Origin of the sequence: Streptomyces sp. CC53, from assembly GCF_001865245.1 — a bacterium.
Taxonomy (GTDB): domain Bacteria; phylum Actinomycetota; class Actinomycetes; order Streptomycetales; family Streptomycetaceae; genus Streptomyces.
Genome location: NZ_MKXB01000162.1, coordinates 1 through 25,511, shown reverse-complemented (window position 1 = coordinate 25,511; position 25,511 = coordinate 1). Strand labels below are relative to the sequence as shown.

At 72.7% G+C, this 25,511-nt stretch carries 20 protein-coding genes and 2 pseudogenes; 4 read left to right on the top strand and 18 right to left on the bottom strand.

The genetic code is table 11. From position 1 onward, the window contains the following. The first annotated feature begins 75 nt into the window (after positions 1-75). On the top strand, positions 76-1,434 hold the full coding sequence (locus tag BJP40_RS19215) for a hypothetical protein (RefSeq protein ID WP_071281405.1): 1,359 nt from the start codon (positions 76-78) through the stop codon (positions 1,432-1,434). 365 nt (positions 1,435-1,799) lie between these two features. On the opposite strand, the gene BJP40_RS19210 is transcribed toward BJP40_RS19215, so the two are convergent. From BJP40_RS19210 to ggt, 8 genes and pseudogenes are all read right to left on the bottom strand, one after another. Further along, the gene (locus BJP40_RS19210) at positions 1,800-2,678 is read right to left on the bottom strand and encodes a DUF5655 domain-containing protein (RefSeq protein ID WP_107416814.1); all 879 of its coding nucleotides are present in this window, start codon (positions 2,676-2,678) and stop codon (positions 1,800-1,802) included. Between the two features lie 126 nt (positions 2,679-2,804). Further along, positions 2,805-3,821 carry a TIGR03842 family LLM class F420-dependent oxidoreductase gene (locus BJP40_RS19205; protein WP_071281404.1) on the bottom strand — a complete coding sequence of 339 codons (1,017 nt, stop codon included), beginning with the start codon at positions 3,819-3,821 and terminating at the stop codon, positions 2,805-2,807. A gap of 47 nt (positions 3,822-3,868) precedes the next feature. Beyond that, complete coding sequence (gene hydA, locus BJP40_RS19200; protein ID WP_071281403.1) at positions 3,869-5,260, bottom strand: dihydropyrimidinase; 1,392 nt, start codon at positions 5,258-5,260, stop codon at positions 3,869-3,871. An 89-nt stretch (positions 5,261-5,349) separates the two neighbouring features. Continuing rightward, positions 5,350-5,832 (bottom strand): annotated as a pseudogene (locus BJP40_RS19195) (amidohydrolase family protein); the annotation flags it as partial. Between the two features lie 49 nt (positions 5,833-5,881). Continuing rightward, positions 5,882-7,168, bottom strand: coding sequence for an aspartate aminotransferase family protein (locus BJP40_RS19190; protein ID WP_071281401.1), 1,287 nt, complete (start codon positions 7,166-7,168; stop codon positions 5,882-5,884). Continuing rightward, the gene (locus tag BJP40_RS19185) at positions 7,165-8,016 is read right to left on the bottom strand and encodes a nitrilase-related carbon-nitrogen hydrolase (protein WP_071281400.1); all 852 of its coding nucleotides are present in this window, start codon (positions 8,014-8,016) and stop codon (positions 7,165-7,167) included. Before BJP40_RS19185 ends, BJP40_RS19190 begins: the two co-directional genes overlap by 4 nt. Positions 8,017-8,210: 194 nt before the next feature. Beyond that, the gene (locus BJP40_RS19180) at positions 8,211-9,488 is read right to left on the bottom strand and encodes a hypothetical protein (protein WP_177204422.1); all 1,278 of its coding nucleotides are present in this window, start codon (positions 9,486-9,488) and stop codon (positions 8,211-8,213) included. 117 nt (positions 9,489-9,605) lie between these two features. After that, positions 9,606-11,429 (bottom strand): gamma-glutamyltransferase, encoded by a 1,824-nt coding sequence (gene ggt, locus BJP40_RS19175; protein WP_071281399.1) that lies wholly within the window; start codon positions 11,427-11,429, stop codon positions 9,606-9,608. Positions 11,430-11,534: 105 nt separating this feature from the next. Here ggt and BJP40_RS19170 point away from each other — a divergent pair. The 3 genes and pseudogenes from BJP40_RS19170 to BJP40_RS19160 all read left to right on the top strand — a co-directional run. Next, positions 11,535-12,245, top strand: a pseudogene (locus BJP40_RS19170) (hypothetical protein); the annotation flags it as partial. A gap of 322 nt (positions 12,246-12,567) precedes the next feature. Further along, entirely contained in the window at positions 12,568-13,767 is a 1,200-nt protein-coding gene (locus tag BJP40_RS19165) for an Ig-like domain-containing protein (RefSeq protein ID WP_079171290.1), read from the top strand. A gap of 126 nt (positions 13,768-13,893) precedes the next feature. Continuing rightward, complete coding sequence (locus tag BJP40_RS19160; protein WP_071281398.1) at positions 13,894-15,492, top strand: CocE/NonD family hydrolase; 1,599 nt, start codon at positions 13,894-13,896, stop codon at positions 15,490-15,492. A 158-nt stretch (positions 15,493-15,650) separates the two neighbouring features. Here BJP40_RS19160 and BJP40_RS19155 read toward each other — a convergent pair whose 3' ends face one another. From BJP40_RS19155 to BJP40_RS19110, 10 genes are all read right to left on the bottom strand, one after another. Further along, the gene (locus BJP40_RS19155) at positions 15,651-16,091 is read right to left on the bottom strand and encodes a DUF6278 family protein (protein ID WP_071268273.1); all 441 of its coding nucleotides are present in this window, start codon (positions 16,089-16,091) and stop codon (positions 15,651-15,653) included. A gap of 90 nt (positions 16,092-16,181) precedes the next feature. Then, positions 16,182-16,961, bottom strand: a complete 780-nt coding sequence (locus tag BJP40_RS19150; protein WP_071281397.1) for an exodeoxyribonuclease III — start codon at positions 16,959-16,961, stop codon at positions 16,182-16,184. A 54-nt stretch (positions 16,962-17,015) separates the two neighbouring features. Further along, complete coding sequence (locus BJP40_RS19145) at positions 17,016-17,648, bottom strand: MBL fold metallo-hydrolase (protein WP_071281396.1); 633 nt, start codon at positions 17,646-17,648, stop codon at positions 17,016-17,018. 47 nt (positions 17,649-17,695) lie between these two features. Further along, a complete protein-coding gene (locus BJP40_RS19140) occupies positions 17,696-19,018 on the bottom strand; it encodes an alpha/beta fold hydrolase (protein ID WP_371258664.1) in 1,323 nt (440 codons plus the stop codon). Positions 19,019-19,138: 120 nt separating this feature from the next. Beyond that, the gene (locus tag BJP40_RS19135) at positions 19,139-19,711 is read right to left on the bottom strand and encodes a hypothetical protein (protein WP_071281395.1); all 573 of its coding nucleotides are present in this window, start codon (positions 19,709-19,711) and stop codon (positions 19,139-19,141) included. Further along, the gene (locus tag BJP40_RS19130; RefSeq protein WP_071281394.1) at positions 19,708-20,925 is read right to left on the bottom strand and encodes an ROK family glucokinase; all 1,218 of its coding nucleotides are present in this window, start codon (positions 20,923-20,925) and stop codon (positions 19,708-19,710) included. The genes BJP40_RS19135 and BJP40_RS19130 overlap by 4 nt, the downstream gene beginning before the upstream one ends. 259 nt (positions 20,926-21,184) lie before the next feature. Continuing rightward, positions 21,185-22,015 carry an ATP-binding cassette domain-containing protein gene (locus tag BJP40_RS19125; RefSeq protein WP_071270548.1) on the bottom strand — a complete coding sequence of 277 codons (831 nt, stop codon included), beginning with the start codon at positions 22,013-22,015 and terminating at the stop codon, positions 21,185-21,187. Beyond that, positions 21,982-23,049 carry an ABC transporter permease gene (locus BJP40_RS19120; RefSeq protein WP_079171289.1) on the bottom strand — a complete coding sequence of 356 codons (1,068 nt, stop codon included), beginning with the start codon at positions 23,047-23,049 and terminating at the stop codon, positions 21,982-21,984. The genes BJP40_RS19125 and BJP40_RS19120 overlap by 34 nt, the downstream gene beginning before the upstream one ends. Continuing rightward, a complete protein-coding gene (locus BJP40_RS19115) occupies positions 23,046-24,029 on the bottom strand; it encodes a sugar ABC transporter substrate-binding protein (protein ID WP_071281393.1) in 984 nt (327 codons plus the stop codon). The genes BJP40_RS19120 and BJP40_RS19115 overlap by 4 nt, the downstream gene beginning before the upstream one ends. A 219-nt stretch (positions 24,030-24,248) precedes the next feature. Then, complete coding sequence (locus tag BJP40_RS19110) at positions 24,249-25,364, bottom strand: glycosyltransferase (protein ID WP_218153215.1); 1,116 nt, start codon at positions 25,362-25,364, stop codon at positions 24,249-24,251. Positions 25,365-25,511 lie beyond the last annotated feature (147 nt).

Sequence of the window (25,511 nt, the reverse complement as noted above, 5' to 3'; positions counted from 1 at the left end):
GCACGGCGGAAGGTGGCCAAGATCCCCGGTCACCTACCCGGGGATCTCTGAAGAATCTGCCGCTACGGTGAACGCATGGCACACTCCGCAGTCCCGAGCGGGCTCGTCGCTGTCCACGTCGCCGCCCAGGACCCCGCCGATTTCCCGGAGCCTCATCCGGACGCGCATAAACACGTCCGAGAATTGTGGGCAGCCGCTCACAGGTACGACGGCATCGACTGGGTGAAGGCTGGCGCCGCCCCTCGGTGGCTAGGGATGGACGCCAGTACCTGCGCTGCAGCCATCAATCCGAGTCACGTCAGCGGACGGGGCGCGGACGAGTTCACGCGGTTCCTCGACGGAGCAGCTTCGCGTGGCGAGAAGGCATTGATCATCGCCACGATGGGAGATGCGAACAGCGAGCCAACGAACTCGATCTTCGGTGGCGACGTTGCCAGCGTGTACTTCCGCGGCTTCAATGGTTCGATCGCTGGCAAGCGCCTCGGGACGGGGTCGGAGATCACGCTAGCCCCGAGCCTCGATCCAGTTGATCAAGACCTCGCGCTCCGCATTCGCAACAGTTCAGGTGACGGCCCCTGGTGGGCCATGGCCCCTCGGCCGGTGGCGGCAGAAGGGCCGTCAGGAAGCACCTTGCACCAGCCGGAGGGTGAACTTGTTCCCATCCTGATGGACACCCTCGGCGAACCGGTCGTGGCCCGCTGGATGCCCAGCGACGGCAAGCAGATCTGGTACATCGTCCCGGACGGGATCGACTGGAACACCGTGGTTGTCTGGCTCGTTCAGCGTGCCCTGCCCGCCCACGTCCCGGACGCGCTTCGCCGTGTCCGTTCACCACACAGCGTCAGCCCGGACCTGGAGACGCCTGCCGAGTCCTCGGCGCGCACCGCGCTGGAAGAGTTGGAACGCTACTACGCCGCTGAGAAGGCCCGGCTGAAGGTCGAACAGACCCGGGCGAAGGAAGCGGCTGAACCTCTACGGAACGGGCTGCTGTTCGGCACCGGCAGTGAGCTGGAGGACGCCGTCGCGGTCGTTCTGCGCGCAGCCGGCTTCGACGTCACCAACTTGGACGAGGAGCTGGGCACGAAGTCAGCGGACTTGCTCGCGGTCCTGGGCAAGGAGACCTGCCTGGTGGAGGTGAAGTCTCAAGGCGGCCAAGCGGGGGAAGCCCTGGTGGCCGCTCTGCAGCGCCACCTGGATACCTGGCCGAAGCTGCGACCCGACCGGCCTGTCACTCGCGGAGCTCTGGTCGTCAACCACCAGCACAAGCTCGACCCGGCGCAGCGCACGCGGGACGTGTATACGCGCGCCGAGTTCGTAGCTACACTCCAGCACCCCGTCATTCCCGCCACGGCCTCTTCGAGTGGTGGCGGACCGAGGACTGGGCCGCTGTGCGTGCTGCCGTCCTTGGCCAGCAGCCCCGTGACACAGGACTGAGCGAGGAAGCACCAGGTATGCCCGAACCACCAGCCCCGCTGCGGCGGCGCCCCTGGTTCCGCCGGGACCGCTCCACCGGCTCAACCGACTCCTGACACCGCGAGCAGCTCCGACCACCTGGGTGGTGCCGCACCTCCGCCTCGGCTCCGGCACCGGACGGGCACAGCGGTGAGCGCCTCCAGAGCGGTATGCGCGGCGAAAGATAGCCGAGATTCCCCGGTTAGCCCAACCGGGGAATCTCGGGATGATGGTTTCTCCACCGCCACTTCCTGCCCGCCCGTCGAAAGGCACCTTCACGACAGAAATTCCGCATGATGCGCACACGGCCAAGAAGGTCGTTGCGCATTCGCATGGCCGTTGGCTTTTCACGCCGCCGCATAGCTGGCGCGGAACAGGTCCTGGGCGCGCTCCAGGTCCTTTTCGGTCCCCAGCCGTACCTCCAGGTCGCCCGTGCCGTGGTGGCCCAGGCCCGTGACGTTCCTGATGAAGTCGGGGACGAGGTCGACCTTGGTCGGGTCGAGCGAGAGGTACACGTGGACCTTGGTCCGCTGGGGCGGGCAGATGCTCGCGAAGTTCTGCAGCCGCCGGTAGGCGTTGTACTTCTTGCGCTGCACCTTGGTGACTCCGTCACCAAGGCCGAGAAGGACCTCGTCCGCCGCTGCCGCCAGCTCCTCGATCCGCTCGCGCCCCGCGCGCACCGGCCCGGTGCGCCGCTCCGGCCTGCCCTGCGTCGGCCGCCCCGTGGCTGTCGCCACGGTCTCCAGGCCGATCAGGTCCCTGCCAAAGAAGCGGTAGCGGACCAGGTCGATGCTGCGCCGGTGCTCGCGTACGGCGTGGACGTCGTAGCGGGTGTAGTCGCCGGCCACGCAGATCAGCCGGGGCGCGCTCCAGAGCACCTGGGCTGCGGCCGTCGCCCCGAGCCGGTCGCGGACCAAGCGCTCGAACTCGCCCCGGTGGTCCACCAGCCAGCTCAGGTAGAAGAGCCCCTGATGGATGACGCCTGGATCCGTGCCGCGCTTGTACTCGACGACGACGGGAGCCCCGTTCGCGTCGAGCCCCAGCGAGTCGATCCGGCCAGCGTGGACCGGACCCGTCCCGTACTCCGAGGCCAGGAACCGGACCCCCAGCAGCGCCTCCATGTTCGCCTCGACAAAGCGCTGCACATCCGCCTCGGCGTCTGCGAGACGAGGCACAACCTCGTCGACTCCCCCATTCAATGCGTGGAACAACCGCAGCTCCAACACCTCCCCCTCCGCATAGACCATCTCCAACGCGGCAGGGGGCACGGCTATTTCCGGCAGCAGCTTCCTCAGTCCACGGATCAAGCCTTTGGGAGCTGCTGTCGGGCCGCCGACGGGGGGGCCGGGCGGTCAGGCGTTGACCGCGGGGATGATTTCGGAGCCGTAGGCGTCGATGGTGCCCTCACGGTTGTCGTGCATGTCGTAGACGGCGAACTGGTCGACGCCCAGCTCGCGCAGCTGCCTCAGCTTCTCGATATGGGCCTCAGCGGGGCCGAGGAGGCAGAAGCGGTCGACGATCTCGTCGGGGACGAAGGCGGTGTCGGGGTTGTCGGCGCGGCCGTGGTGGGAGTAGTCGTAGCCGTGCCGGTCCTTGATGTACGCGGTGAGCTCGTCCGGGACCATGGCGGAGTGCTCGCCGTACTTGGCGACCAGGTCGGCGACGTGGTTGCCGACCATGCCGCCGAACCAGCGGCACTGCTCACGGGCGTGGGCCAGGGCCTCGGGCGAGGCGTCGGCCGTCACGTAGGCAGGTGCGGCGACGCAGACGGTGAGGGCGTCGGGGTCGCGGCCGGCGTCGACGGCGGCCTGACGGACGGCCTTGACCATCCACTCGGTGAGGAAGGGGTCGGCGAGCTGGAGGATGAAGCCGTCGGCCTTCTGCCCGGCGAGCGCCAGTGCCTTGGGCCCGTAGGCCGCCATCCACACCGGGAGCTTGCCGTTCTTGACCCAGGGGATGCGGATCGGGCTGCCGTCGACCTCGGCCTCGCGGCCCTCGGCGAGGTCGCGGATGACGTCGATGGCCTCACCGAGCCGGGCGAGGGTGTTGGGCTTGCGGCCGGCGACGCGCATGGCGGAGTCACCGCGGCCGATGCCGCAGACGGTCCGGTTGCCGTACATGTCGTTGAGGGTGGCGAAGGTGGAGGCGGTGACCTCCCAGGTCCGGGTGCCCGGGTTGGTGACCATCGGGCCGACGTGCAGCTTGGTGGTGTTGGCGAGGATCTGGCTGTAGATGACGAAGGGTTCCTGCCACAGCACGGCGGAGTCGAAGGTCCAGCCGTAGCGGAAACCGTTGCGCTCCGCCCGGCGCATCAGCCCCACGACCTGCGAGGCGGGCGGGTCGGTCTGCAGGACGAGTCCGAAGTCCACGACGGGACCTCCCAGTTCAGGTCGGTGCGGTGAGGTCCTGGGGTGCGTCAGCCCAGGTACTGGCAGATGGAACGCGGCACGAACGTGCCGTGACCGGCGTGGCCGACGTACTTGCGCTGGTCGATGACCACCTCGCCGCGCGAGAGCACAGTCTCGACCTGGCCGGTGATCGTCTTCCCCTCGTACGCGGAGTAGTCGACGTTCATGTGGTGGGTGGCCGCGGACAGGGTCTGTGTGGCGTGCGGGTCGTAGATGACGACGTCGGCGTCCGCGCCGGGGGCGATGGTGCCCTTCTGCGGGTAGAGGCCGAACATCCGGGCCGGGGTGGCGCAGGCGATCTCGATCCACCGGCGCCGCGAGATCTGCCCGTCCACGACAGCCTGATGCAGCAGGTCCATGCGGTTCTCCACCCCCGGCAGACCGTTAGGGATCTTGGAGAAGTCGCCGCGGCCCAGCTCCTTCTGGCCGGCGAAGCAGAACGGGCAGTGATCGGTGGAGACCACCTGGAGGTCGTTGGTCCGCAGTCCCCGCCACAGGGCCGCCTGGTGCTCCTTCGGCCGGAGCGGGGTGCTGCACACGTACTTGGCGCCCTCGAAGTCCGGCTCCGCGAGGTTGTCCGTGGACAGGAAGAGGTACTGGGGGCAGGTCTCGCCGAAGACCGGCAGCCCCATGTCCCGGGCCGCCGCCAGCTCCGCCACGGCCTCCTGCGCGGAGACGTGCACGACGTACAGCGGGGAGCCGGCGACCCGGGCGAGCTGGATCGCCCGGTGGGTGGCCTCCGCCTCCAGCAGCGCCTTGCGGACCTCCCCGTGGAAGCGGGGGTCGGTCTCGCCCCGGGCCAGGGCCTGCTCGACGAGGACGTCGATCGCGAGGCCGTTCTCGGCGTGCATCATGATCAACCCGCCCGTTTCACCGGCCACCTGCATCGCCCGCAGGATCTGCCCGTCATCCGAAAGAAAGACTCCCGGATAGGCCATAAACAATTTGAACGAGGAAACGCCATGCTCGACGAGCTTCGGCATCTCCCTCAGCGTCGCCTCGTTCACGTCCGACATGATCATGTGAAACGCGTAGTCGATCGCGCATTTCCCATCCGCCTTCTCATGCCAGGCATTCAGGCCGGCCTGCAGCGATTCGCCCTTCGACTGCACCGCGAAATCAACGATCGTCGTCGTCCCGCCCCACGCCGCCGCCCGCGTCCCCGTCTCGAACGTGTCCGACGCGAACGTGCCGCCGAACGGCAGCTCCATGTGCGTGTGCGCGTCGACCCCGCCCGGGATCACGTACTTCTGCGACGCGTCGATCACCCGGTCCGCCGTCCACTGCTGGCTTCCCGGAGCCGCCAGCGCCACCACCCGGCCGTGCTCGATCAGCACATCCGCGTGCACCTCGTCCGCGGCCGTGATCACGAGACCGCCGGTAATCAGAGTCCGAGTCATTTCCCAGAAGTCCCTTCACTCCGATCGCCGGCCACGGCCCCGCCGGTCACATCGCCTACTCCGCTAGAAAACCCCTGGTCACGCGACCGAATGAAACTCTTGAAGCTGGTCACGCCCTCCTCGACGAGGAGGTCCATCTCCTTCAGCGACGAGTCGTCGACGTCGGAGAGGATCATGTGGAAGGCGTAGTCGATGGCGCACTTGCCGTCGGCCTTGGCGTGCCAGGCGTCGAGTCCTTCGCGCAGGGTGTGGCCGACGGTCTGGACGGCGAAGTCGACGATCGTGGTGGTGCCGCCCCAGGCGGCGGCGCGGGTGCCGGTCTCGAAGTCGTCGGACGCGAACGTGCCGCCGAACGGCAGCTCCATGTGGGTGTGGGCGTCGACGCCGCCCGGGATGACGTACCTGCCTGCGGCGTCGAGGACGCGGTCGGCGCCGTCGGCCCAGGTCTCGGCCGCGCTGCTGCCGTGCGCGGCGAGTGCGGCGATGCGGCCGTCCTCGATGAGGACGTCGGCGTGGGTCTCCTCGGCGGCGGTGACGACGAGGCCGCCTCGGACGAGAATGCGGGTGCTCATGGTGCGGGTCGGCCCCCTTGCTTGCCGTGGACGCGGACGGGTACCGGGTTCACCGGACGGAGTGCAGGGCTTCTTCGAGGAGGGCGGCTCCCTCCTCGGCCTCCGCGACGTTGAGGCTGAGCGGCGGTGCGATGCGCAGGACGCTGGTGTCGTGCCCGCCGCCCTTGCCGATGAGCAGGCCGCGGTCGCGGGCGGCTTCGAGGACGGCGGCGGCGGCGTCGGGCGCGGCGGCCCCGGTGGCGGGGTCGGCGAGTTCGACGCCGATCATGAGGCCGCGGCCCCGCACTTCCCGTACGAGGGGGGCCGCGGCGCAGACGGCGCGCAGCCGCTCCATCAGGAGGCCGCCGACGCGGCGGGCGTTGCCCTGGAGGTCGTGTTCGAGGAGGTACGACAGGTTGGCGAGGCCCGCGGCCATGGTGACGGGCGAGCCGCCGAAGGTGGAGATGGAGTTGGCGTTCAGGCAGTTCATCACCTCGGCGCGGGCGACGACACCGCCGACGGACATGCCGTTGGCGATGCCCTTGGCGAAGGTGAGGATGTCGGGCGGGCCGCTGGCGGCGTGCGCCTGCCAGCCCCAGAAGTGCTCCCCGGTGCGGCCCCAGCCGGTCTGCACCTCGTCGCTGATCCACAGGATGCCGTGCCGGTCCAGGACTTCGCGGAACGCGGCGTAGAGCCCGTCGGGCGGCGCGGTGAAGCCGCCGACTCCCTGGACGGGTTCGGCGATCAGCGCGGCGATGTCTCCGGTGTGGCCGATCAGGTCTTCCAGGTCGGCGACGCAGGCCGCGGTGAAGTCGGCGTCGGAGAGCGGGGCGAAGGGGCCGCGGGTGCGGACGGCTCCGTGCACGTAGAGGGTGCGCAGCGCGGACAGGGTACTGGTGGTCCAGGCGCGGTTGCCGGTGACGGAGACGGTGGAGAAGGACCGGCCGTGGTAGCTGTTGCGCATCGCCAGGATCTGGTTGGAGCGGCGGTACGCGGTGGCGAGGAGGAGGGCCGTGTCGTTGGCCTCGGTTCCGGAGGTGGTGAAGAAGACGCGGGCGTCGGGGATGCCGGAGAGCGCGGCGATCCGTTCGGCCAGTTCGACCATCGGGCGGTCGAGGTAGAGGGTGGAGGTGTGGATGATGCGGCCGGCCTGCTCGCTGACGGCCCGGGTGACCTCGGGCAGGGCGTGGGCGGTCATGGTGGTGAGGATGCCGCCGAAGAAGTCGAGGTAGCGGTTGCCGTCGGCGTCCCAGACGTGGCGGCCCTCGCCGCGGGTGATCTCGATCGGGTGGTCGTAGTAGAGGGCGAGCCAGTCGGGCAGGACGGTCCTGTGGCGGGCGAGGAGGTCGTCGTTCACGGCTCCCCCAGTCCTTCGTAGGCGTCGGGGCGCCGGTCCCGGTAGAACGCCCACTGTTGTCTGACCTCGTCGATGAGGCCGAAGTCGAGGTCGCGGACGACCAGTTCGTCCTCCTTGTCGGAGGCGGTGTCGCCGACGGTCCGGCCGCGCGGGTCGACGAAGTAGCTGGTGCCGTAGAAGTCGTTGTCGCCGTACTCCTCCTGGCCGACGCGGTTGATGGCGGCGACGAAGTACTCGTTGGCGACGGCGGCCGCGGGCTGCTCCAGTTGCCACAGGTAGGAGGACAGGCCGCGGTGGGTGGCCGAGGGGTTGTAGACGAGCTGGGCGCCGTTGAGGCCGAGTTGCCGCCAGCCCTCGGGGAAGTGCCGGTCGTAGCAGATGTAGACGCCGATCCTGCCGACGGCCGTGTCGAAGACGGGCCAACCGAGGTTGCCGGGGCGGAAGTAGAACTTCTCCCAGAACCCCTTGACCTGCGGGATGTGGTGCTTGCGGTACTTGCCGAGGTAGCTGCCGTCGGCGTCGATGACGGCGGCGGTGTTGTAGTAGAAGCCGGAGTCCTCGACCTCGAAGACGGGTACGACGATCACCATGCCGGTCTCGCGGGCCAGGTCCTGCATCCGGCGGACCGTGGGCCCGTCGGGGACGGGCTCGGCCCAGCGGTAGTGCTCGGTGTCCTGCACCTGGCAGAAGTACGGGGCGTTGAACACCTCTTGGAAGCCGATGACCCGGGCGCCCTGGCGGGCGGCCTCGCGGGCGTGGGCCTCGTGTTTGGCGATCATCGAGTCGGTGTCGCCGGTCCAGGTGGCCTGGACGAGCGCGGCGCGCACGGTCTGGGCGGGCTGGGACATGAGCTGCTCCTTCGGCACGGCGTCAGAGAGCCTCTACGCACGTAGAGCGATGCGTAGGAGGAGAACGTAAGCCTCGTCACATCCCGGGGCAAGACCGCCGCCATCCACCACCGAAGTTGATCATTTTTCGTACCCGACTGGTCCATAGCGGTCAGGCCGTGGCCAGGCGGTGGTGGTTCCCGCTCGCCGGCGCCTCAGCCGGTCACGAGGCCCGCGACGCGCAGGGCGTGCACGACCGCCGTCTCGCGCGCCGGGGCAGCGGCCCGGGCGGCCCGGAGCACCTCGGGCACCAGGCGTTGCGGGGCGCAGGCGGCGAAGTGGGCGGTGTCCTCGGGCGACCGCACCGCGACGAAGACCTCGACGAGGGCCCGCGCGCCCCAGCACGAGGCGCGCGTCCCGGTCACGGCCGCCGCGACGTCCTCCCCCGGCCGGGTCACGCCCTGCCGCAGGAGCTGCCCGGCGTCGCCCTCCCGGCCGGCGGCGGCGAGCGCCGCGGCCAGGTCGGCCAGGTGCGCGGTCGGCAGGGACACCGCCTCCCACAGCAGGGTGGCCCAGTCGGCGGCCAGCCCGGCCCGGTCCAGTGCGGTGGCGAGCAACGGCAGTCGTACGGCCGGCCAGCGGGCGGCCTCGCACAGCAGCGCGTGCGCCTCGCCGCTGCGGCCTTGGGCCCGCAGGTCGACGAGGACGGCGACGGCGTGGGCGACCGCGGACCGGTCGGAGGCGGAGACGGGCCCGGCCTCCGGCGGTGCGGGCGGGGGCGGCTCTTCGTCTCCGCCTCCCCCACCGAAGCGGGCGCCGGTCGGTGCGGCCCCGGCGGTGGCGGCGGGACCGGCCTCCGGCGGCGCGGCCACCGGCCCGGCGTCCCCGTCGGAATCGTCCAGCCAGGCGTAGCGGGCGCCGCGGGGCCGCCGCCTGCGGCCGCCGTTCTCCGCGGGGGCGGCGGGGTCGGGCCGTAAGGCCGCGGGGCGCTGGGCGGACTCCTGGGGGAGCGCCGCGAGCCGGGCCCGCAGCTCGGCGACCCGAGCGGTGGCGCGGTCGTGGTCGTCGCGCAGCCACGCCAGGTGGTGGGCGAGCGGGCCGGCCCCGTCGGGGCCGGCCCGCTCGATGAGTTCACGGGCGCGCTCGGCGGTGCGCGCCTGCTCCCGCAGGGCCGGCTGGAGCCGGTCGAGCAGGGCGCGGCGCGCGCCGGGCCGGGCGTCGCGCTCGGCGGCGGCGGCCGCGTGCAGTCGGCGGGCCCGGGCGGTCTGCGTCCGCCCGGACTCCTCGCCGCGCAGCTGCGCGAAGTCGCGCAGGAGCGCCTCCACCACGTCCCAGGGCGGCAGTTCGGCCCCGGACACGCAGGCCCGCATGCCGTCGGGGTCCCGCGTCAGGAAGACGCCGTACCAGCCTCTCCCGGGGTCGATCAGCGCGGTCAGTTCCCCCAGCCAGTGTGCGAACTCGGCTGATTTCCTGCTGACTTGCTGCTCGGTCATCGGCACACTCACGCCCTTGCACGCTCCGACGGCGACCCTGCGACGCATGGCATTCGACCCGAGTCGTGTTACGGCACCGCTACAGCGAGTTTGCGAACCGGAGGCTTCCCTCCTGGGTCAGCCGGTGGGGCGGACCACCAGGGCGGAGCCTCCGCCGCGCCGGACCTTCTCGGCGGCGGCCAGCCAGCGGCCGTCGGGGAGGCGGTGCACGCCCGTCGCCGCGCCGATCTCGGTGACCTCGCGGAAGGCGTGGCCCCGCTCGGCCAGGCGCGCCCGCACTGCTGCCGCGAGGCCCGGCTCGACGTCCGTGAGCGGCCCGTTGCGCTGGCTGGCCCGGGGCGCGGCGATGGCGTCCACCAGGGGGAGCCCCCGGTCGAGGACGCCGGTCAGGGTCTGGAGCACGGTCGTGATGATGGTCGCGCCGCCCGGGGAGCCGAGGGCGAGCACCGGGCGGTCGTGGCGGTCCAGCACGATCGTGGGGGCCATGGAGGAGCGGGGACGTTTGCCGGGGCCTGGCAGGTTCGGGTCGTGGACGGCGGGGTCGGCCGGGGCGAAGGAGAAGTCGGTGAGCTCGTTGTTGAGCAGGAAGCCGCGGCCCGGCACGGTGATGGCGCTGCCGCCGGTCTGCTCGATGGTCAGCGTGTAGGCGACGACGTTCCCCCACCGGTCGGCGGTGGTCAGATGCGTGGTGCTCTCGCCCTCGTACGGGGTGGGGACCGCCTTCCCGGACGGCTCGCAGCCGGGGGCGGCGGCGTGCGGGTCGCCGGGGGGCAGGGGGCTGGTGAGGGTCGTGTCGTCCTTGATGAGGCAGGCCCGGGCGTCCGCGAACCGCTGCGACAACAGGCCCTCCAGCGGCACGTCCTCGTGCGCCGGGTCCCCGACCCACCGGCCGCGGTCCGCGAACGCGATCCGGCTGGCCTCGACGAAGCGGTGCAGGTAGGCGTCCTCGGGGGCGGCGGCGGGTCGCAGGTCCGTGCCCTCCAGGATGTTCAGGGCCTCGCCGACCGTCGTCCCGCCCGACGAGGAGGGCGCCATGCCGTACACGTCGAGCCCGCGGTACGACACCTTCGCGGGCGCCCGCCGCACCGTCTCGTACGCGGCGAGGTCACGTGTCGTCAGGTCCCCGGCGCGCACGGTGCGTCCGGCGCCCTCGCGTACCGGGGGGTTGCGCACGGTGCGGACGATGTCGCGCGCCAGGTCGCCCCGGTACATGGCGCGGGTGCTGCCCTGGCGGCCGAGTTTCGCGTACGTGCGGGCGAGGTCGGGGTTCCGCATGACCGAGCCCACCGCGGGGAGGGCGCCGCCGGGCAGGAACAGCTCGGCGCTGGCCGGGAAGTCGCGGAACCGTTCCTCGTTGGCGCGGGTCTGCGCACGGAACGTCTCGTCGACGACGAAGCCGTCGCGGGCCAGCCGCTCGGCAGGCTTCAGCAGCTCGCGCAGGGACTTCGTGCCCCAGGCGTCCAGGGCCGCGTCCCAGGTCGCCGGCGTCCCCGGCACGCCGACGGAGAGTCCGCTGGTCGCGGCCTCGCCGAACGGCAGGGGCGTGCCGCCGTCGCCGAGGAACAGCGCCGCGGTCGCGGACCGCGGCGCGGTCTCGCGCCCGTCGAGGGTGTGGACGGTGCGGGTGCGGGCGTCGTAGTGGACGAGGTAGCCGCCCCCGCCGATGCCCGCGGAGTACGGCTCGGTGACGCCGAGCGCGGCCGCGGTCGCCACGGCGGCGTCCACGGCGTTGCCCCCGGCCTTGAGCACGGCGATGCCCGCGGCCGAGGCGTCGGCGTCCACGCTGGCCACGGCCCCGCCGTGGCCGACGGCGACGGGCGTCTTGGCGGGCGGGGGCGGGGCGGGCGCCGGAGGCGGGGCGGCCCCGGTGGTCAGCGCCGTCGCGGAGACGGCGACGAGGGAGGCGTACCGGACGAGGAACCGACGGGACCGACGCAGCACCGCATACCTCCAGTCAACGGCCGTTGGCGCACTGTAACTTCGGTCGGCCCCGGTGGCCAGGACCCCCTCGAACGGGGACGCGTGTCCCCGCTAGCATGCGCCCCCATGGACGAGAACCTGCGGGACATCGTGCTGGGCGTGGCGGCCGCCGGAGTGAGCGCCTCGCTGGGCTGGCTGGCGCGCACCGCGCAGTGGCGCAGGAGACTCCGGCGCAAGCAGGCGTTCTTCGGCCTGCCGGGCAACTCCGAGTGCCTGCTGGTGGTGAACCGGGACGCGGACGGTGAAGGCGCCGTGCACCGGTTCGACGTGTTCGCCCTGCTGGAGCTGTCCGCCCTCATCAAGGACTGCGGGGCGCACGCCAGGATCGTGCGGCACGACAGCGCGCACCAGGGTTTCGGCGCGCACACGGAGTTCTGCCTGGGCGGCCCCTATTCGAACGACCGGATGGCCGCACACCTGCGGACCCTGATGCCCGGCATGGTCGTCGACGTGGCCGGCGAGCCGGGATCGACCTGGGGGTCCTTCCGCATCGGCACCGAGACGTACCGGATGGAGCCCGGCGTCCGCGAGTACGTGGTCCTCGCCCGGCTGACCGCCGGGGAGGACTCGCGGCCGGTGTTCCTCTTCTGCGGGCAGCGGGCCATTACCAACCAGGCCGCGGCCCGCCACCTCCTGCGCCACTACGAGAAGCTGGCACGCAAGCACCGGAACCAGCCGTTCGTACTGCTGCTGAAGGTCGTCAACTCGCAGGCGTACGGGCCGGACGTCGTCGAGCTCGTGGCGGACGTGACGCGTGCGGCCCTGGCACCCGCCCCCGTCATGGAACCGGATCCGGATCCCGCCACGGAACCGGATCCCGCGCCGGACGCCGCCCGGGACCCTGCATCGGCCTCCGGGCGGGGAAGCGCCCACCCCGAGCCGGCGTCCGGCGCCACGGTGCGGCGACGGCTGCCGCGCGGGAGCGGCGCATCCGGATAGCACCGGACGCCGGGACGAGGCCCGGTCTCGGAGCGGCCGCGCTGCCCCCTGTCGTCCGCATCACACGGGACGACGGCGGAAACTTCGCCGTGTCCGGCAACCCGTCGGCTCTCATCGCCCTCTCACCCAGCGACGTGATGAGACCATCTGGAGGTTCGCCGTGACCCGCATACGTCCCCGCACCGCGCTCCGCGCCGGCGCCCTCGCCGGGACCGCGGTCCTTGCCGCGGCCCTGACGGCGTGTTCGGGTGGCAGCGGCTCCTCCGGCGGCCCCGCCGGGGAGGCGGGTCAGGACGGCAAGGCCAAGCCGGAGACCCGCATCACGGTGAACCTGACGGGCAAGCAGGCCGCACCGGGCGGCCCCGTGAAGGTGTCGCTCGCCGAGGGCACCCTCAAGCAGGTCACCGTGACCGACTCCCAGGGCGCGGTGCTCGCCGGGAAGGTGTCCGCCGACGGGAGGAGCTGGACGTCCGCGCGCGGCGCCGCGCCGGGCACCGGCTACACGGTGGAGGCCCGGGACACGGGCGGCGGCACCGCGACGGCGGGCTTCGCGACCGCCGCCGCCGAGAAGGTGAACAAGCTGACCCTCGCCCCCGGCAAGGACACCACGGTCGGCATCGCCCAGCCGCTGTCGATCGTGTTCGACCACCCGGTGAAGGACAAGGCGGCGGTCGAGAAGGCGCTGAAGGTGACCACGTCCAACGGCACGGAGGGCTCCTGGGGCTGGATGCAGGACTGGTCCGGCAAGGACCGTGTGGACTGGCGGCCCCGCGAGTACTGGAAGCCGGGCACGAAGGTCACGCTGAACGCCGAGCTGAACGGCGTGGATTCCGGTCCCGACGGCGGCTGGTTCGTCCGGGACTACGTCACCGGTTTCACCGTCGGCAGGGACCAGGTCGTGAAGGTCGACCTCGACGGCCACCGGCTCACGCTCGTGCGCGACGGGCGGACCGTCAAGGAGATCCCCATGTCGGCCGGAACGCCCGGCGGGGAGAAGGCGTCCTGGCGGGGCCGGACCGTCCTGATGTCGAAGGAGGGCACGATCAACATGCGTTCCGAGACGGTCGGCCTCGGCGACGCGTACGACAAGATGGTCGACTACTCGATGCGGCTGACCTGGTCCGGGATGTACGCGCACGCCGCGCCGTGGAACGCCCGGTACATGGGCAGCGCGAACAAGAGCTCCGGCTGCATCGGCATGACGGACGCCGACGCCCGCTGGGTGTACGAGCAGGTGCAGGTGGGCGACCCGTTCGAGATCGAGGGGGACGACGCCAAGGGCACCCAGGCCCTGAACAACGGCTACGGCGAGTGGAACCTGTCGTGGGAGCAGTGGCAGGCGAAGAGCGCCCTGCGCTGAATCCGGCCGCGCACCCCGCCGCGATTGTTACCATCGCGTAACTTACCGGGGAGTTACCTCCGGTAAGCCGCTGCGGTTACCTTCGGTTCACTTTCAACGATCACGCGACGACGTGAGGAGTGACCCGTGGGCCTTTCACGTAACGCCCTGCGCACCGCGGCCATCGGCGCGGTCTCGGCCGCCCTGGCCGCCGGCACGACCCTCGGGTCCGCGGCGGCGGCACAGCCCGTACGGGCGGCGGCCGCCCCGGTGTCCGCGTCCGCGGCCGGTATACGGTTCGTCGACATCACCGGCCACGGCGGGGTCGTCCTCAAGGCGAACGTCGTCACCCCCGCCCACGCCGGCGGAACCCGCCGCTTCCCGCTCGTCGTCCTCCCCACCAGCTGGGCCACCCCGCAGATCGAGTACCTCGCCCAGGCCCGGAAGCTCGCCGACTCCGGCTACGTGGTCCTCACGTACAACTCCCGGGGGTTCTGGCAGTCCGGCGGCCACATCGAGGTCGCCGGACCCGCCGACGTGGCCGACGCCGCCGCGGTCGTCGACTGGGCACTGGCCCACACCCCCGCCGACCCCGGGCGCGTCGGCATGGCGGGCGTCTCGTACGGGGCGGGCATCAGCCTGATGGCCGCCGCCCACGACCCGAGGATCAAGGCGGTCGCGGCGCTCAGCGGCTGGGCCGACCTCATCGACTCCATCTACAGCGGCCGCACCCAGCACCGCCAGGCGGCCGCACTGCTGGGCGGGACCGGCTACCTCACCGGACGCCCGGGCCCGGAACTCCGCAGGGTGCTGCACGACTTCCTCTCCTCGGACCTGTCCCGGGAGCAGGAGATGATCGACTGGGGCCGCAAGCGCTCCCCCGTCACCCACCTGGACCGGCTCAACACCCATCGGCCCGCGATCCTCATGGCCAACGCCTGGGGTGACACGGTCTTCCCGCCCAACCAGTACGCCTCCTTCTACGAGAAGCTGGCCGGGCCCAAGCGGCTCGAACTGCGCCCCGGCGACCACGCCACCGCCGAGGCCGGCGGGCTGCTCGGCCTGCCCAACGACGCGTGGAGCAGCGCCCGGCGCTGGTTCGACCACCACCTGAAGGGCGCGGCCAACGGCATCGACCGCGAGCAGCCCGTCCAGCTGAAGTCCCGCAGCGGGGGGCCCTACGAGGGCTATCCCGACTGGCGGTCGGTGGGCGAGCGTCGGCACCGGATCCCCCTCGGCGGCGAGCAGCGCATCCACGCGAACGCCGACTCGGGCGCCAACGGCGGCACCGCGCTGCTGTCGAACGCCCTCGACCAGTTCCTGCGGGTGCCGCCCACCGTGTCGGTGCCGCTGCTCCCCCGCTCCCGGGCCGCCGTGTGGCAGTCCGAGCGGTACCGCACCGCCCGGCAGGTGCGCGGCACCACGACCCTCCACACCACCGTCACCAGCGCCGACAGCAGCGGCACCTTCGTGGCGTACCTCTACGACGTCGGCCCCCTCGGCTTCGGCAGGCTGGTCAGCAACGCGCCCCACACCTTCCACGGCCGCACCCCCGGCGAGCCGTTCGCCGTGGACCTGGAGCTGTTCTCCACGGCGTACGACGTGCCGGCCGGGCACCGGCTGGCGCTGGTGCTCGACGGCGTCGACCCTCTGTACATCGACCACAACCCGACCGGCGCGCGGCTGACCTTCTCCTCGCCGCCCACCGACCCCTCGTACGTGTCGGTGCCGTTGCGCGAGCAGTGATCCTCGGCCGCGGCCGGGCAGGTTCGAGGCCAGCGCACACTATGCGTGGTGCAGGGACGCTCCACAGCTCGACACGCACGGCTCAGGATTAGCGCTATTTACCCAATAAGCCGCAGAAGGGAGTGAACTGGGCGAACCGCATGTAAGGGTCGCACCTGTCACCCTTCGGCGGCCTCGCCGTAGCGCTGGGACAGCTCCGGCGAACCGGTGACCGCCCAGTCGAGGCCCGCCGCGACCACGTCCAGTTCACGCCCCGACACCAGCCGCACCACGGGCCGCCCGGCGGGCAGCACGTCCCACACCGCCCCGGGCACCGTGCGCACGATCACCGTGCCGAGGTACAGGCCCGCGTCGTTGCCCACCCACGGGAGCTCCTCGGGGTCCTCGCGCCAGCGCGGCGGCAGTTGGTCCAGTGCCTCCAGGGAGCGCGGGCTGTCGTCGAGCCGCACCCCGGCCGCCGCGGCCCGGGCACGCAGCAGAGCGCACTCGGAGAGCAGGCCGGCGACCCCCTCCGGGTCCTCTTCGAAGGCGGTGGCGAGTGTCGCGTGCCGCCCGCCGCCGCGCCGCTTGCGCCAGGCGTCCAGGAAAGGGAAGTTCATACGGCCCAGGGTGGCACCGCGGCCGCCGCGGGCACGACAGGGCGCGCGGCGGCGGTGCTCCGGCCCGCGCCCCGGCGGCCCGGGGTCCGGCTACACGTCCAGGTCGACGACCACGGGGGCGTGGTCGGAGGCGCCCTTGCCCTTGCGCTCCTCGCGGTCCACGTAGCTGTCCTTGACGGCGTCCGCGAACGGCTTGTTGCCGTAGACGAGGTCGATGCGCATGCCCCGGTTCTTGGGGAAGCACAGCTGACGGTAGTCCCAGTACGTGAAGGGGTGGTCGTACTTCAGCGGCCGCGGCACGACGTCGCCCAGGCCGACGCCCCGCAGGCCCTCCAGCGCGGCCCGCTCGGGCGCGGTGACGTGCGTGGACCCCTCGAAGAGCGACCGGTCCCAGACGTCGTCGTCGGTGGGCGCGATGTTGAAGTCGCCGAGCACGGCGAAGGGGCGGGTCCCCGCCGCGTCCCCCGCCACGGCGCCCTGCAGGGCCTCCAGCCACCGCAGCTTGTACGCGTAGTGCTCGTGCGCGACCTCGCGGCCGTTGGGCACGTACACGGACCAGAGGCGGACGGGGCCGCAGGTCGCGGAGACGGCCCGCGGCTCCTGCGCCCCCTCGTACTCCGGTCCCCCGGGGAGCCCGGTGACCACGTCGTCCAGGCCGACCCGGGACACCAGGGCCACGCCGTTCCACCGTCCCGTGGCGTTCACCACCGACTCGTATCCCAGCTCCCGCAGCTCGGCGGTGGGGAACTGCTCGGCGGTGCACTTGGTCTCCTGGACGCACAGCACGTCCGTGCCGCTGCTCTCCAGCCAGGCCAGCAGCCGCGGAAGCCGGGCGGTGATCGAATTGACGTTCCAGGTGGCGATGCGCATGACGGCAAGCCTAACGGCGGGGTCCGACAACGGCCGCCGCCCGCGGCCGCGGCGTCAGAGCTCGGTGTACGCGCCGGGGGTCAGCCGCCGGTGCTCGGCGCCGCTCAGGTTGCCCCGGTGGGTGTCGTAGATCGGCCGGGCCAGCGGGGTGAGCAGGGCGTCGTGGACGTCGATGGTGCGCTGCGGCTTGACCTCCCTGACGTAGTCGATGACCTCGGAGATCTTGCTCCAGGGCGCCATCACGGGCAGCATCAGCGTCTCGACGGGCCGGCCGGGCACGGTGAGGGCGTCGCCGGGATGGAACACGGACCCGTCCACGAGGTAGCCGACGTTGGTGATGCGGGGCAGGTCCGGGTGGATGACGGCGTGCAACTGGCCGTGCACCTCCACCTCGAACCCGGCGGCGGTGAACGTGTCGCCCTCGCCGACGGTGTGCACGCGGCCGGGGAAGGCGGCGGAGATCCGCTCGGCGACGCTGCGCAGCGTCCACACCTCGGCGCCGGGCGCGGCCTCCAGGGCGGCCCGGAGGCGGCCCTCCTCGAAGTGGTCGGGGTGCTCGTGGGTGATGAGGACCGCGTCGGCGCCGAGGGCGGCGTCCTCCTCGCTGAACCCGCCCGGGTCGATGACGAGGGTCCGCCCGTCCTTCTCCAGCCGGACGCAGGCGTGGGACTTCTTGGTCAGCTTCATGGGCCCATCCTGCCTTCCGTGGGCGGTCCTTCGCGATGTCCCCGGCGTCAGGGCCGGGGTGCGGTCTCCTCCCGGATCACCTGCTGGGCGACGCGGAACGCCGTGTTCGCGGCGGGCAGGCCGCAGTAGACGGCGGTGTGCAGCAGGACCTCGCGGATCTCGGCCGGGGTGAGGCCGTTGCGCAGGGCGGCGCGGGTGTGGGCGGCGAGCTCGTCGGTGTGGCCGCGGGCCGCCAGCGCGGCGAGGGTGACGCAGCTGCGGGTGCGCCGGTCGAGCCCGTCGCGGGTCCACACCTCGCCCCAGGCGTAGCGGGTGGCGAGGGTCTGGAAGTCCCGGGTGACGTCGTCCGCGGCGTCGAGGAGGCCGTCCACGTACGCGTCGCCGAGGACCTCCCGCCGGGTCCGCAGACCGGTCTCGTACGGGTCGGCAGCGGCTCCGGGTGCGGAGCCGGAGGTGTGCGCGGCGGCGGCCGGGGCGGGGGCGGGCCCGGGGGTGAAGGGCGGCGCCGGGGGCTGCGGCGGGGCCGGGAGGGTGGCGAGGGTGTCCTGCCAGGCGCCGGAGAAGTGCCGGACGAGCAGGTCGGTGACGGCGGCGGGCTGCTCGACGGGGGCGAGGTGGGAGGCGCCCGGCACCAGCGCGAGCCGCGCGTCGGGGATGCCCGCGACGAGGGTGCGGGCCTCGGCGGGGCCCGCGACCCGGTCCTCGGAGCCGACGAGGACCAGGGTGGGCACGCCGATCCTGCCGAGGTCGGCGCGGACGTCGAAGGCGGCGAGGGCCTCGCAGGCGGCGGCGTAGCAGCCGGGGTCGGTGGTGCGGACCATCTGGACGGCCCAGTCGACGATCGCCGGCTGGGCGGCGGCGAAGCCGGGGGTGAACCACCGCTCCGGCGCGTTGACGGCGAGCGGTTCGAGGCCGCCCGCGCGGACGGCGACGCCTCGCTGGCGGTGCTCGTCGGCGGTGCCGAAGCGGGGTGAGGCGGCGATCAGGGCGAGGGCGGCGAGCCGGTGCGGCGCGCGCAGCGCGAGGTCGGCGCCGACCGCTCCGCCGAGGGCCGTGCCCGCGTACCCGAAGCGCTGGACGCCGAGTCCGTCGAGGGTGGCCAGGAGCCGGTCGGCGAGCTCGGCGACGGAGCAGGCGGGTTCCGCGGTGGCGCCGCCGTGGCCGGGGAGGTCGAAGCGGATGACCCGCCAGCGGGCGGTGAGCCCGGGCATCTGGCGGTCCCACATGTGCCACGTGGTGCCGAGGGACGGGCCGAGGACGAGGACGGGGGCGTCCTCGGGGCCGTCGCTGCGGTACTGCAGCGTCCTGGGGCGGCGCGGGGAGGGCGCGGCGGGGGGCTGGGGGGCGGACGGCGGCGCAGCGGTGGCCACCGGGCCGGCGGGGCCGGCCGCGTCGGGGCCGCGCGTGGGGGTCGTCGTCTCGGTCACCTCGGTCACGGGGCCAGAGTAGTGACGCGGGCCGGGCTACCGCCTCCGGGTGGCGTCCGGCGGCTACGGGGTGGTGGTGGAGACGACGTACACGCGGGGGGCGGCCGGGTCGGTGCGGTCCACGGTGATGTCCCGGGTGGGCCGGGGGTCGGCGTTGGTGACGGTGGTGGCGGCCCAGTCGCGGTCGGTGGGGAAGCTCCAGCCGACGGTGTCCGCGTCGCGCTCGCCGACCGTGATCGTGCCGTGCTCCAGGGCGGCGCGCCGGGAGCCGGAGCGTTCGAGGTACCGATCGAGGCCGGACGCGCTGGTGGTGAACTGCACGTACAGCCGGCTCGTCTTCCAGTTGCTCGTCTCGAAGTAGGCGACGTCCGTGGACCCGCCGGGGATCGGCACCTCGAAGATGCGGCGCTTCATCTTGGACGGCCAGCTGTCCTGGAGGCCCGTGACCGAGGACTCGGCCTGCTTGTCGCGGCCGCTGGAGCGGCTCTGCTCGGCGGAGATCAGGAAGTACGTGGTGGAGGCGGTGACGAGCAGCGCGATGACCAGGGCGGCGAGTCTGCGGTGCCGCATCCTGGCGCGCCGCTCGTCGGGAGCCTCCTGTGCGGGCGGGGTGACGTCGTCGTCGGTCGTCGTCATGCCTCGGGTTCCTCGGTGGGGCGGGCGGTGCCGCCGGTGGCGGTGTTTCTGTCGCGGACGGTGCGGCCGGTGAGGCCCCCCGCGCCGCCGCGGAACGCCTGGGCGTACCGCTCGTACCGCTCGTACCGCTCGACGCGGCGGCGGTTGGCGCGGCGGAAGCGGCGGGCGACGAGCCGGGCGAGGTCGGCGGCGCCGACCATGCCGGCCTCGGGGCCGAGCTGGGCCTTGGCGATGCGGGCCTCGGGGCGGTAGCCGCGGCCGGTGAGGTGGCGGCGGAAGGCGTCGCGGGCGGGCCCGATGAGCAGGTCGTCGGCGGCGCTGACGCCACCGCCGATGACGAAGCAGGACGGGTCGAGGGCGGCGGCGAGGTTGGCGATGCCGACGCCGAGCCACTGGCCGATGTCCTGGAGCAGTTCGACGCACATGGCGTCGCCCTCGCGGGCCAGCTCGGTGATCAGGGGGCCGGTGATGTCGGGGACCTGGCCCTTGACGCGTTCGATGATGCCGTGGGCGACCGGCGAGTCGGCGACGGCGAGTTCGCGGGCCTCCCGCACGAGGGCGTTGCCCGAGCTGTACTGCTCCCAGCAGCCGCGGTTGCCGCAGGGGCAGCGGTGGCCGCCGGGGACGACCTGCATGTGGCCGAACTCGCCGGCGACGCCGTACTTGCCGCGCTTGACCCGGCCGTCCTCCAGGATGGCGCCGCCGATCCCGGTGCCGAGGGTGATCATGACGAGGTGGTCCTCGCCGCGGCCCGCGCCGAAGCGCCATTCCGCCCAGGCGGCGGTGTTGGCGTCGTTGTCGACCATGACGGGGACGGCGAGCCGGGACTGGAGGTTGTCGCGCAGGGGTTCGTTGCGCCAGGCCAGGTGGGGGGCGAAGAGGACGGTGCTGCGGTCGGCGTCGACCCAGCCGGCCGCGCCGATGCCGACGGCGTGCACGTCGTGCCGGTCGGACAGGTCCAGGACGAGCTCGACGATGGTGTCCTCGACGACCTTGGGGCTCTTGGACTTGTCGGGTGTCTCGGTGCGGACCTTCTCCAGGATGGCGCCGTCCGCGTCGACGACGCCGGCCATGACCTTCGTGCCGCCGATGTCGATGCCGACGGTCGGGACGCGGGGGGCGCTCAGGTGGGAGCGGCGTTCGCGGGTGCCCACGGTGCGCAGGACGGTGCCGCGGGCGCTGCCGCGGTGGCTGAGGTCGCGGTGGGTGCTCACGAGGTCCTGTCGCCTTGCGGTGGTGGGCCGGGCCCGGGACGGTCCGGCGGCGGACGGCGCCCGCCGCCCCCGATTCTGCCAGGTGCGCGGTGCCGGGCGGCGGTGCGCGCGGGCCGTGGCGGCGGGCGGACGGGCGCGGCGGGGCGCGACCGGGCGGCGGCCTGTGCCCGGTGGAGGTGCCCGGGCCGGCAGCGGCGGCGGGCACGGCAGCCTGCGCCGGTACGAGGGGGGCCGGGCCGGATGCGAGTGGCGCCAGGGGTCAGGCTCCGGTGGGCCGTTCCAGTTCGTGGCGCAGGTCGTCGAGTTCGCTGCCGCCGGCCATCTGCCGGGTGAGCTCGTCCAGGGTCACGGAGTCCTTGGTGTGGCTCGCCGCCATGCGACCGCGCTGGAGGAGGACGAAGCGATCGCCGACCAGGTGGGCGTGGTGCGGGTTGTGGGTGATGAGCACCACGCCGAGGCCGGCGTCGCGGGCGGCGGCGACGTACTTCAGGACGACACCGGACTGCTTGACGCCGAGGGCGGCGGTGGGCTCGTCGAGGACGATGACCTTGGCGCCGAAGTGGATGGCCCGGGCGATGGCGACGCACTGGCGCTCACCTCCGGAAAGGGTGCCGATGGGCTGGTCCACGTCCCGCAGGTCGATGCCCATGCGGAGCAGCTCGGCGCGGGTGGTGGCGCGCATGCGGGCGGTGTCGAGCCGCCGGAAGGGGCCCTTGCCGGTGGTGGGTTCGGAGCCGAGGAAGAAGTTCCGCCACACCGGCATGAGCGGGACGACGGCGAGGTCCTGGTAGACGGTGGCGATGCCGCGGTCGAGGGCGTCGCGCGGGGAGGACAGGACGGTTTCCTCGCCGTCGATGCGCAGGGTGCCGGCGTCGTGGGCGTGCAGCCCGGCGATGATCTTGATGAGGGTGGACTTGCCGGCGCCGTTGTCCCCGAGGACGCAGGTGATCTGCCCGGCGTGGACCTGGAGGGAGACGTCCTCCAGGGCGCGGACGGTGCCGTAGTGCTTGCTGACGCCGTCGAGTGCGACGAGCGGCGCGGGGGTGGTCTCGGTCGTCACGGGGTGGCCTCCGCGCGCTTGCGGACCCAGGCGTTGAGCAGGGTCGCGAGGAGCAGCATCGCTCCGAGGAAGAAGGTGAACCAGTCGGGGTTCCACTCGGCGTACACGATGCCCTTGCCGGTCATGCCGAAGATGAGGGCGCCCACGGCGGAGCCGACGGCGGACCCGTATCCGCCGGTGATCAGGCAGCCCCCGATGACGGCGGCGATGATGTAGATCAGTTCGTTGCCGACGCCTTCTCCGGACTGGACGGCGTCGAACGAGAACAGCAGGTGCTGGCCGGAGATCCAGGCGCCGAAGGCGACGCCCGTGTAGAGGAGGATCTTCGTACGGCGCACGGGGACCCCGACGGCGCGGGCGGCGTCGGCGCTGCCGCCGACGGCGAAGACCCAGTTGCCGAAGCGGGTGCGCAGCAGGATCCAGGTGGCGGCGGCGACGAGGCCGAGCCACCACAGGATCGTGACCTTGAGGGTGGCGCCGCCGAGGGTCAGCTCGGAGGCGAACACGGCCCGGGCGGAGGGGAAGCCCTCCATGTCGGCGATGGTCTTGGTGGAGACGGTGCCGCTGACGAGCTTGGTGACGCCGAGGTTGAGGCCCGTCAGCATCAGGAAGGTGCCGAGGGTGATGATGAAGCTGGGCAGCCGGGTGCGGGTCAGCAGGAACCCGTTGAAGAGTCCGACGGCGAGCGCCACCAGCAGGGACACTCCGACGCCGACCCAGACGTTCGCGGTCAGCTGGTAGCTGACCATCGACGAGGTCAGTGCCGCGGTGGTGACCAGGACGCCGGCCGACAGGTCGAACTCGCCGCCGATCATGAGGAGGGCGACGGGGACGGCCATGATGCCGATGGCCGACGCCGCGTACAGGACGGTGCCCAGGCCGGCGGCGGTGAGGAAGCCGTCGGCGGCGACGGCGAAGAAGAGGAAGACGGCGAGGGCTCCGACGACGGATCCGAGCTCGGGCCGGGTGAGCAGCCTGCGGGTGAGCCGCCGCGCCGGCGGCGGGGCCGTCAGCGGCTCGGCGGGGCCGGGCTCCTGGGGGCGCGGCGGGGCGGTGGCGGTCATCGGGTGCCTCGCTCGGTGTACTCGGCCAGCGCGGCCGCGTCCTTCCCCGTGACGATCTGCGGGCCGGTGAGCACGGGGCGGCCCCCGCCGAGGACGTGGGCGTTGTAGCGGTGGAGCCACAGCAGGTCGACGGCCTCGTAGCCCTGGAGGTACGGCTGCTGGTCGACGGCGAAGGCGAGGGTCCCGCTGCCGAGGGCGGCGGCGACCTTGGCGTTGAGGTCGAAGGTGGCGATCTCCGCCTTGGCTCCGGCGGTGCGCTTGGCCTGGGCGGCGGCGTCGGCGTAGGGCGCGCCGAGGGTGACGACGGCGTCGAGGGCCGGGTCGGTCTGGAGCTTCGCCTCGATGGACGCCGCGACGTCGGGCATGCTGGTGCCGTCGACGTACAGGTTCTGCAGCTCGCCGTCGAAGGTCTCGCGGATGCCGTCGCAACGCTGCTCGTGGCCGACGTTGCCCTGCTCGTGCAGGACGCAGAGCGCCTTCTTGCGGCCCCGCTCGTCGAGGGTGTCGCCGACGGCCCGGCCGGCGACGGTCTCGTCCTGCCCGATGTGGGTGAGGGCGCCGAAGGCGGCGGACTGCTCGGAGCCGGAGTTCACGGTGACGACGGGGATGCCGGCGGCGACCGCGCGGGCGACGGACGCCTTGAGCGCCTCCGGCTTGGCGAGGGTGACGATCAGCCCGTCGACCTTCTTCGCCACGTACGCGTCGACGAGCTGGGCCTGCTCCTGGCCCTGGTCGCTGTGGGCGTAGAGGAAGTCGACGTTGTCCTTGGCGGCGGCCTGGCGGGCGCCCTTCTGGACGATGTCCCAGAACGTGTCGCCGTCGCCGGAGTGGGTGACCATGGCGATGGTCCAGCGGGGGGTGTCGACGGCGGGGCGGCCGTTCTGCGCGGCCGCGGCGGCCTTGCGCGCGTCCTCGGCGCGCTTTCCGCCGGTGGCGCTGCAGCCGGTGGCCGCGATCAGCCCGATCACCACCGCCAGCACGGCGGCCGCGCCGCGTGCACCTGCCCGACCTGTCGCCCGCGCGCTCGCCACGATCGCCCGCCTCCCGCTCGTCCGTCCTGCTGCCGTGCCACGGCCGGGAAGGGGCTTTTGTCCGCTCCCGGCCGGGTCAAGTATCGGGCATGGCGGTTCGGTGCCGGTATACGGGGGCACCGGTGGGCGGCCCCGCGCCCGGCGGCCGGCGGGACCGTGCCCCGCCGGTCACGCGTCGACGAGCCCCGGCGCGCCCGCTCCGCGCCGGGCGAACTCCAGGTTCCGCAGTACCCGGTCGCGGTGGTCCGCGGGCAGCGCGTCCCCGGCGAGGAGGCGCTCGCAGCACTCCCGCGACTCGTCGTACTCGCCCACCCAGTAGGCGGCCACGGCGAGCTCGTCGAGGGCGCGCCACGCGTACCACTCGTGCTCGACGAAGAGGACGTCCGACGGGAACGGGGTGCGGGCCGCCTGCCGGGCGACGAGGTGCGCCAGCGGCCAGCGCGGGCCGTTGAGGCGGCAGTGGCGGGCGAGGTCGCCGAGGGCCTCGGCGCGGGCGGGGCGGCTCTCGTGGGCGCGGAGGTAGCGGTCCACCACCTCCGCTCCGGGTCGCTCCAGGGCGGCGGCGAGGCGCGCGGCGTACAGGCGGGAGCAGAAGACCTCCTCGTCCCAGCCGCCCATGTCCGCTCTGCGGTCGTACGCCGCGAGCGACTTCTCCGGTTCGCCCGCGTCACGCCAGCTCTGGGCCAGGTAGAAGACGTAGCGGGCGTTGTCGGGTTCCTCGGCGAGCCCCTGTTCCAGGATGGCGGCGTCACGGAGGTACTTCTGCCGCAGCCCCTCGCCCCGCAGCCGCGCCCCGCCCCCGACGGAGCGGATGTGGGCGCCTTCGAGGGTGCCCAGGGAGTACGGGCCGCCGCAGTCGATGTACTCGTGCAGGACTCCGACGTAGCGCCAGGGCAGCCGCGTCGACACGAGTGCGGGCCGCCAGTGGACGATGCCGGTGTCGTGCAGCGCGACGCGGTAGGCGTCGTGGGTCAGCTGGGGCACCGTGAAGCCGGGTGTGGTCTCCAGGACGTCGTCCGCGTCGATGAAGAAGAGGTAGTCGGCGCTGTCGCGGGCCAGGTCGACCGCCTCGGTGCGGCTCCCGTCGTACCCCTTCCAGGGCCGCTCGTACAGCGTGCCCGGCAGGTCGGCGAGCGCCTCCCGGACGATGTCCTGCGTGCCGTCGGTGGACCCCGTGTCGACGATGGTCCACGTGTCGACCAGGGGGCGCACGGAAGCGAGGCAGCGGCGGATCACGTGCGCCTCGTTCTTGACGATCATGTTCAGGCAGACTGTTGGTTTCACCGGGTCCATCCCAAGCGTTCCGAGGGCGCAGACCGTCGCGTCGGGACGCTATCCAGTCACCGTGGCCTTCTCAAGGAGGCTGGGGCGGACCTGCCGGTGTGTCGGGCGGCCCCCGGTCCGTGCGGGCGCCGCCTCCGTACCGCCCGT

Excerpts from the sequence above, each read along its gene's own strand:
- BJP40_RS19135 (WP_071281395.1), bottom strand. The coding sequence starts at position 19,711 with ATGACGACGACCGACGACGACGTCACCCCGCCCGCACAGGAGGCTCCC.
- BJP40_RS19215 (WP_071281405.1), top strand. The coding sequence starts at position 76 with ATGGCACACTCCGCAGTCCCGAGCGGGCTCGTCGCTGTCCACGTCGCC.
- BJP40_RS19180 (WP_177204422.1), bottom strand. The coding sequence starts at position 9,488 with ATGACCGAGCAGCAAGTCAGCAGGAAATCAGCCGAGTTCGCACACTGG.
- BJP40_RS19185 (WP_071281400.1), bottom strand. The coding sequence starts at position 8,016 with ATGTCCCAGCCCGCCCAGACCGTGCGCGCCGCGCTCGTCCAGGCCACC.
- hydA (WP_071281403.1), bottom strand. The coding sequence starts at position 5,260 with ATGACTCGGACTCTGATTACCGGCGGTCTCGTGATCACGGCCGCGGAC.
- BJP40_RS19155 (WP_071268273.1), bottom strand. The coding sequence starts at position 16,091 with ATGAACTTCCCTTTCCTGGACGCCTGGCGCAAGCGGCGCGGCGGCGGG.
- BJP40_RS19150 (WP_071281397.1), bottom strand. The coding sequence starts at position 16,961 with ATGCGCATCGCCACCTGGAACGTCAATTCGATCACCGCCCGGCTTCCG.
- BJP40_RS19145 (WP_071281396.1), bottom strand. The coding sequence starts at position 17,648 with ATGAAGCTGACCAAGAAGTCCCACGCCTGCGTCCGGCTGGAGAAGGAC.
- BJP40_RS19120 (WP_079171289.1), bottom strand. The coding sequence starts at position 23,049 with ATGACCGCCACCGCCCCGCCGCGCCCCCAGGAGCCCGGCCCCGCCGAG.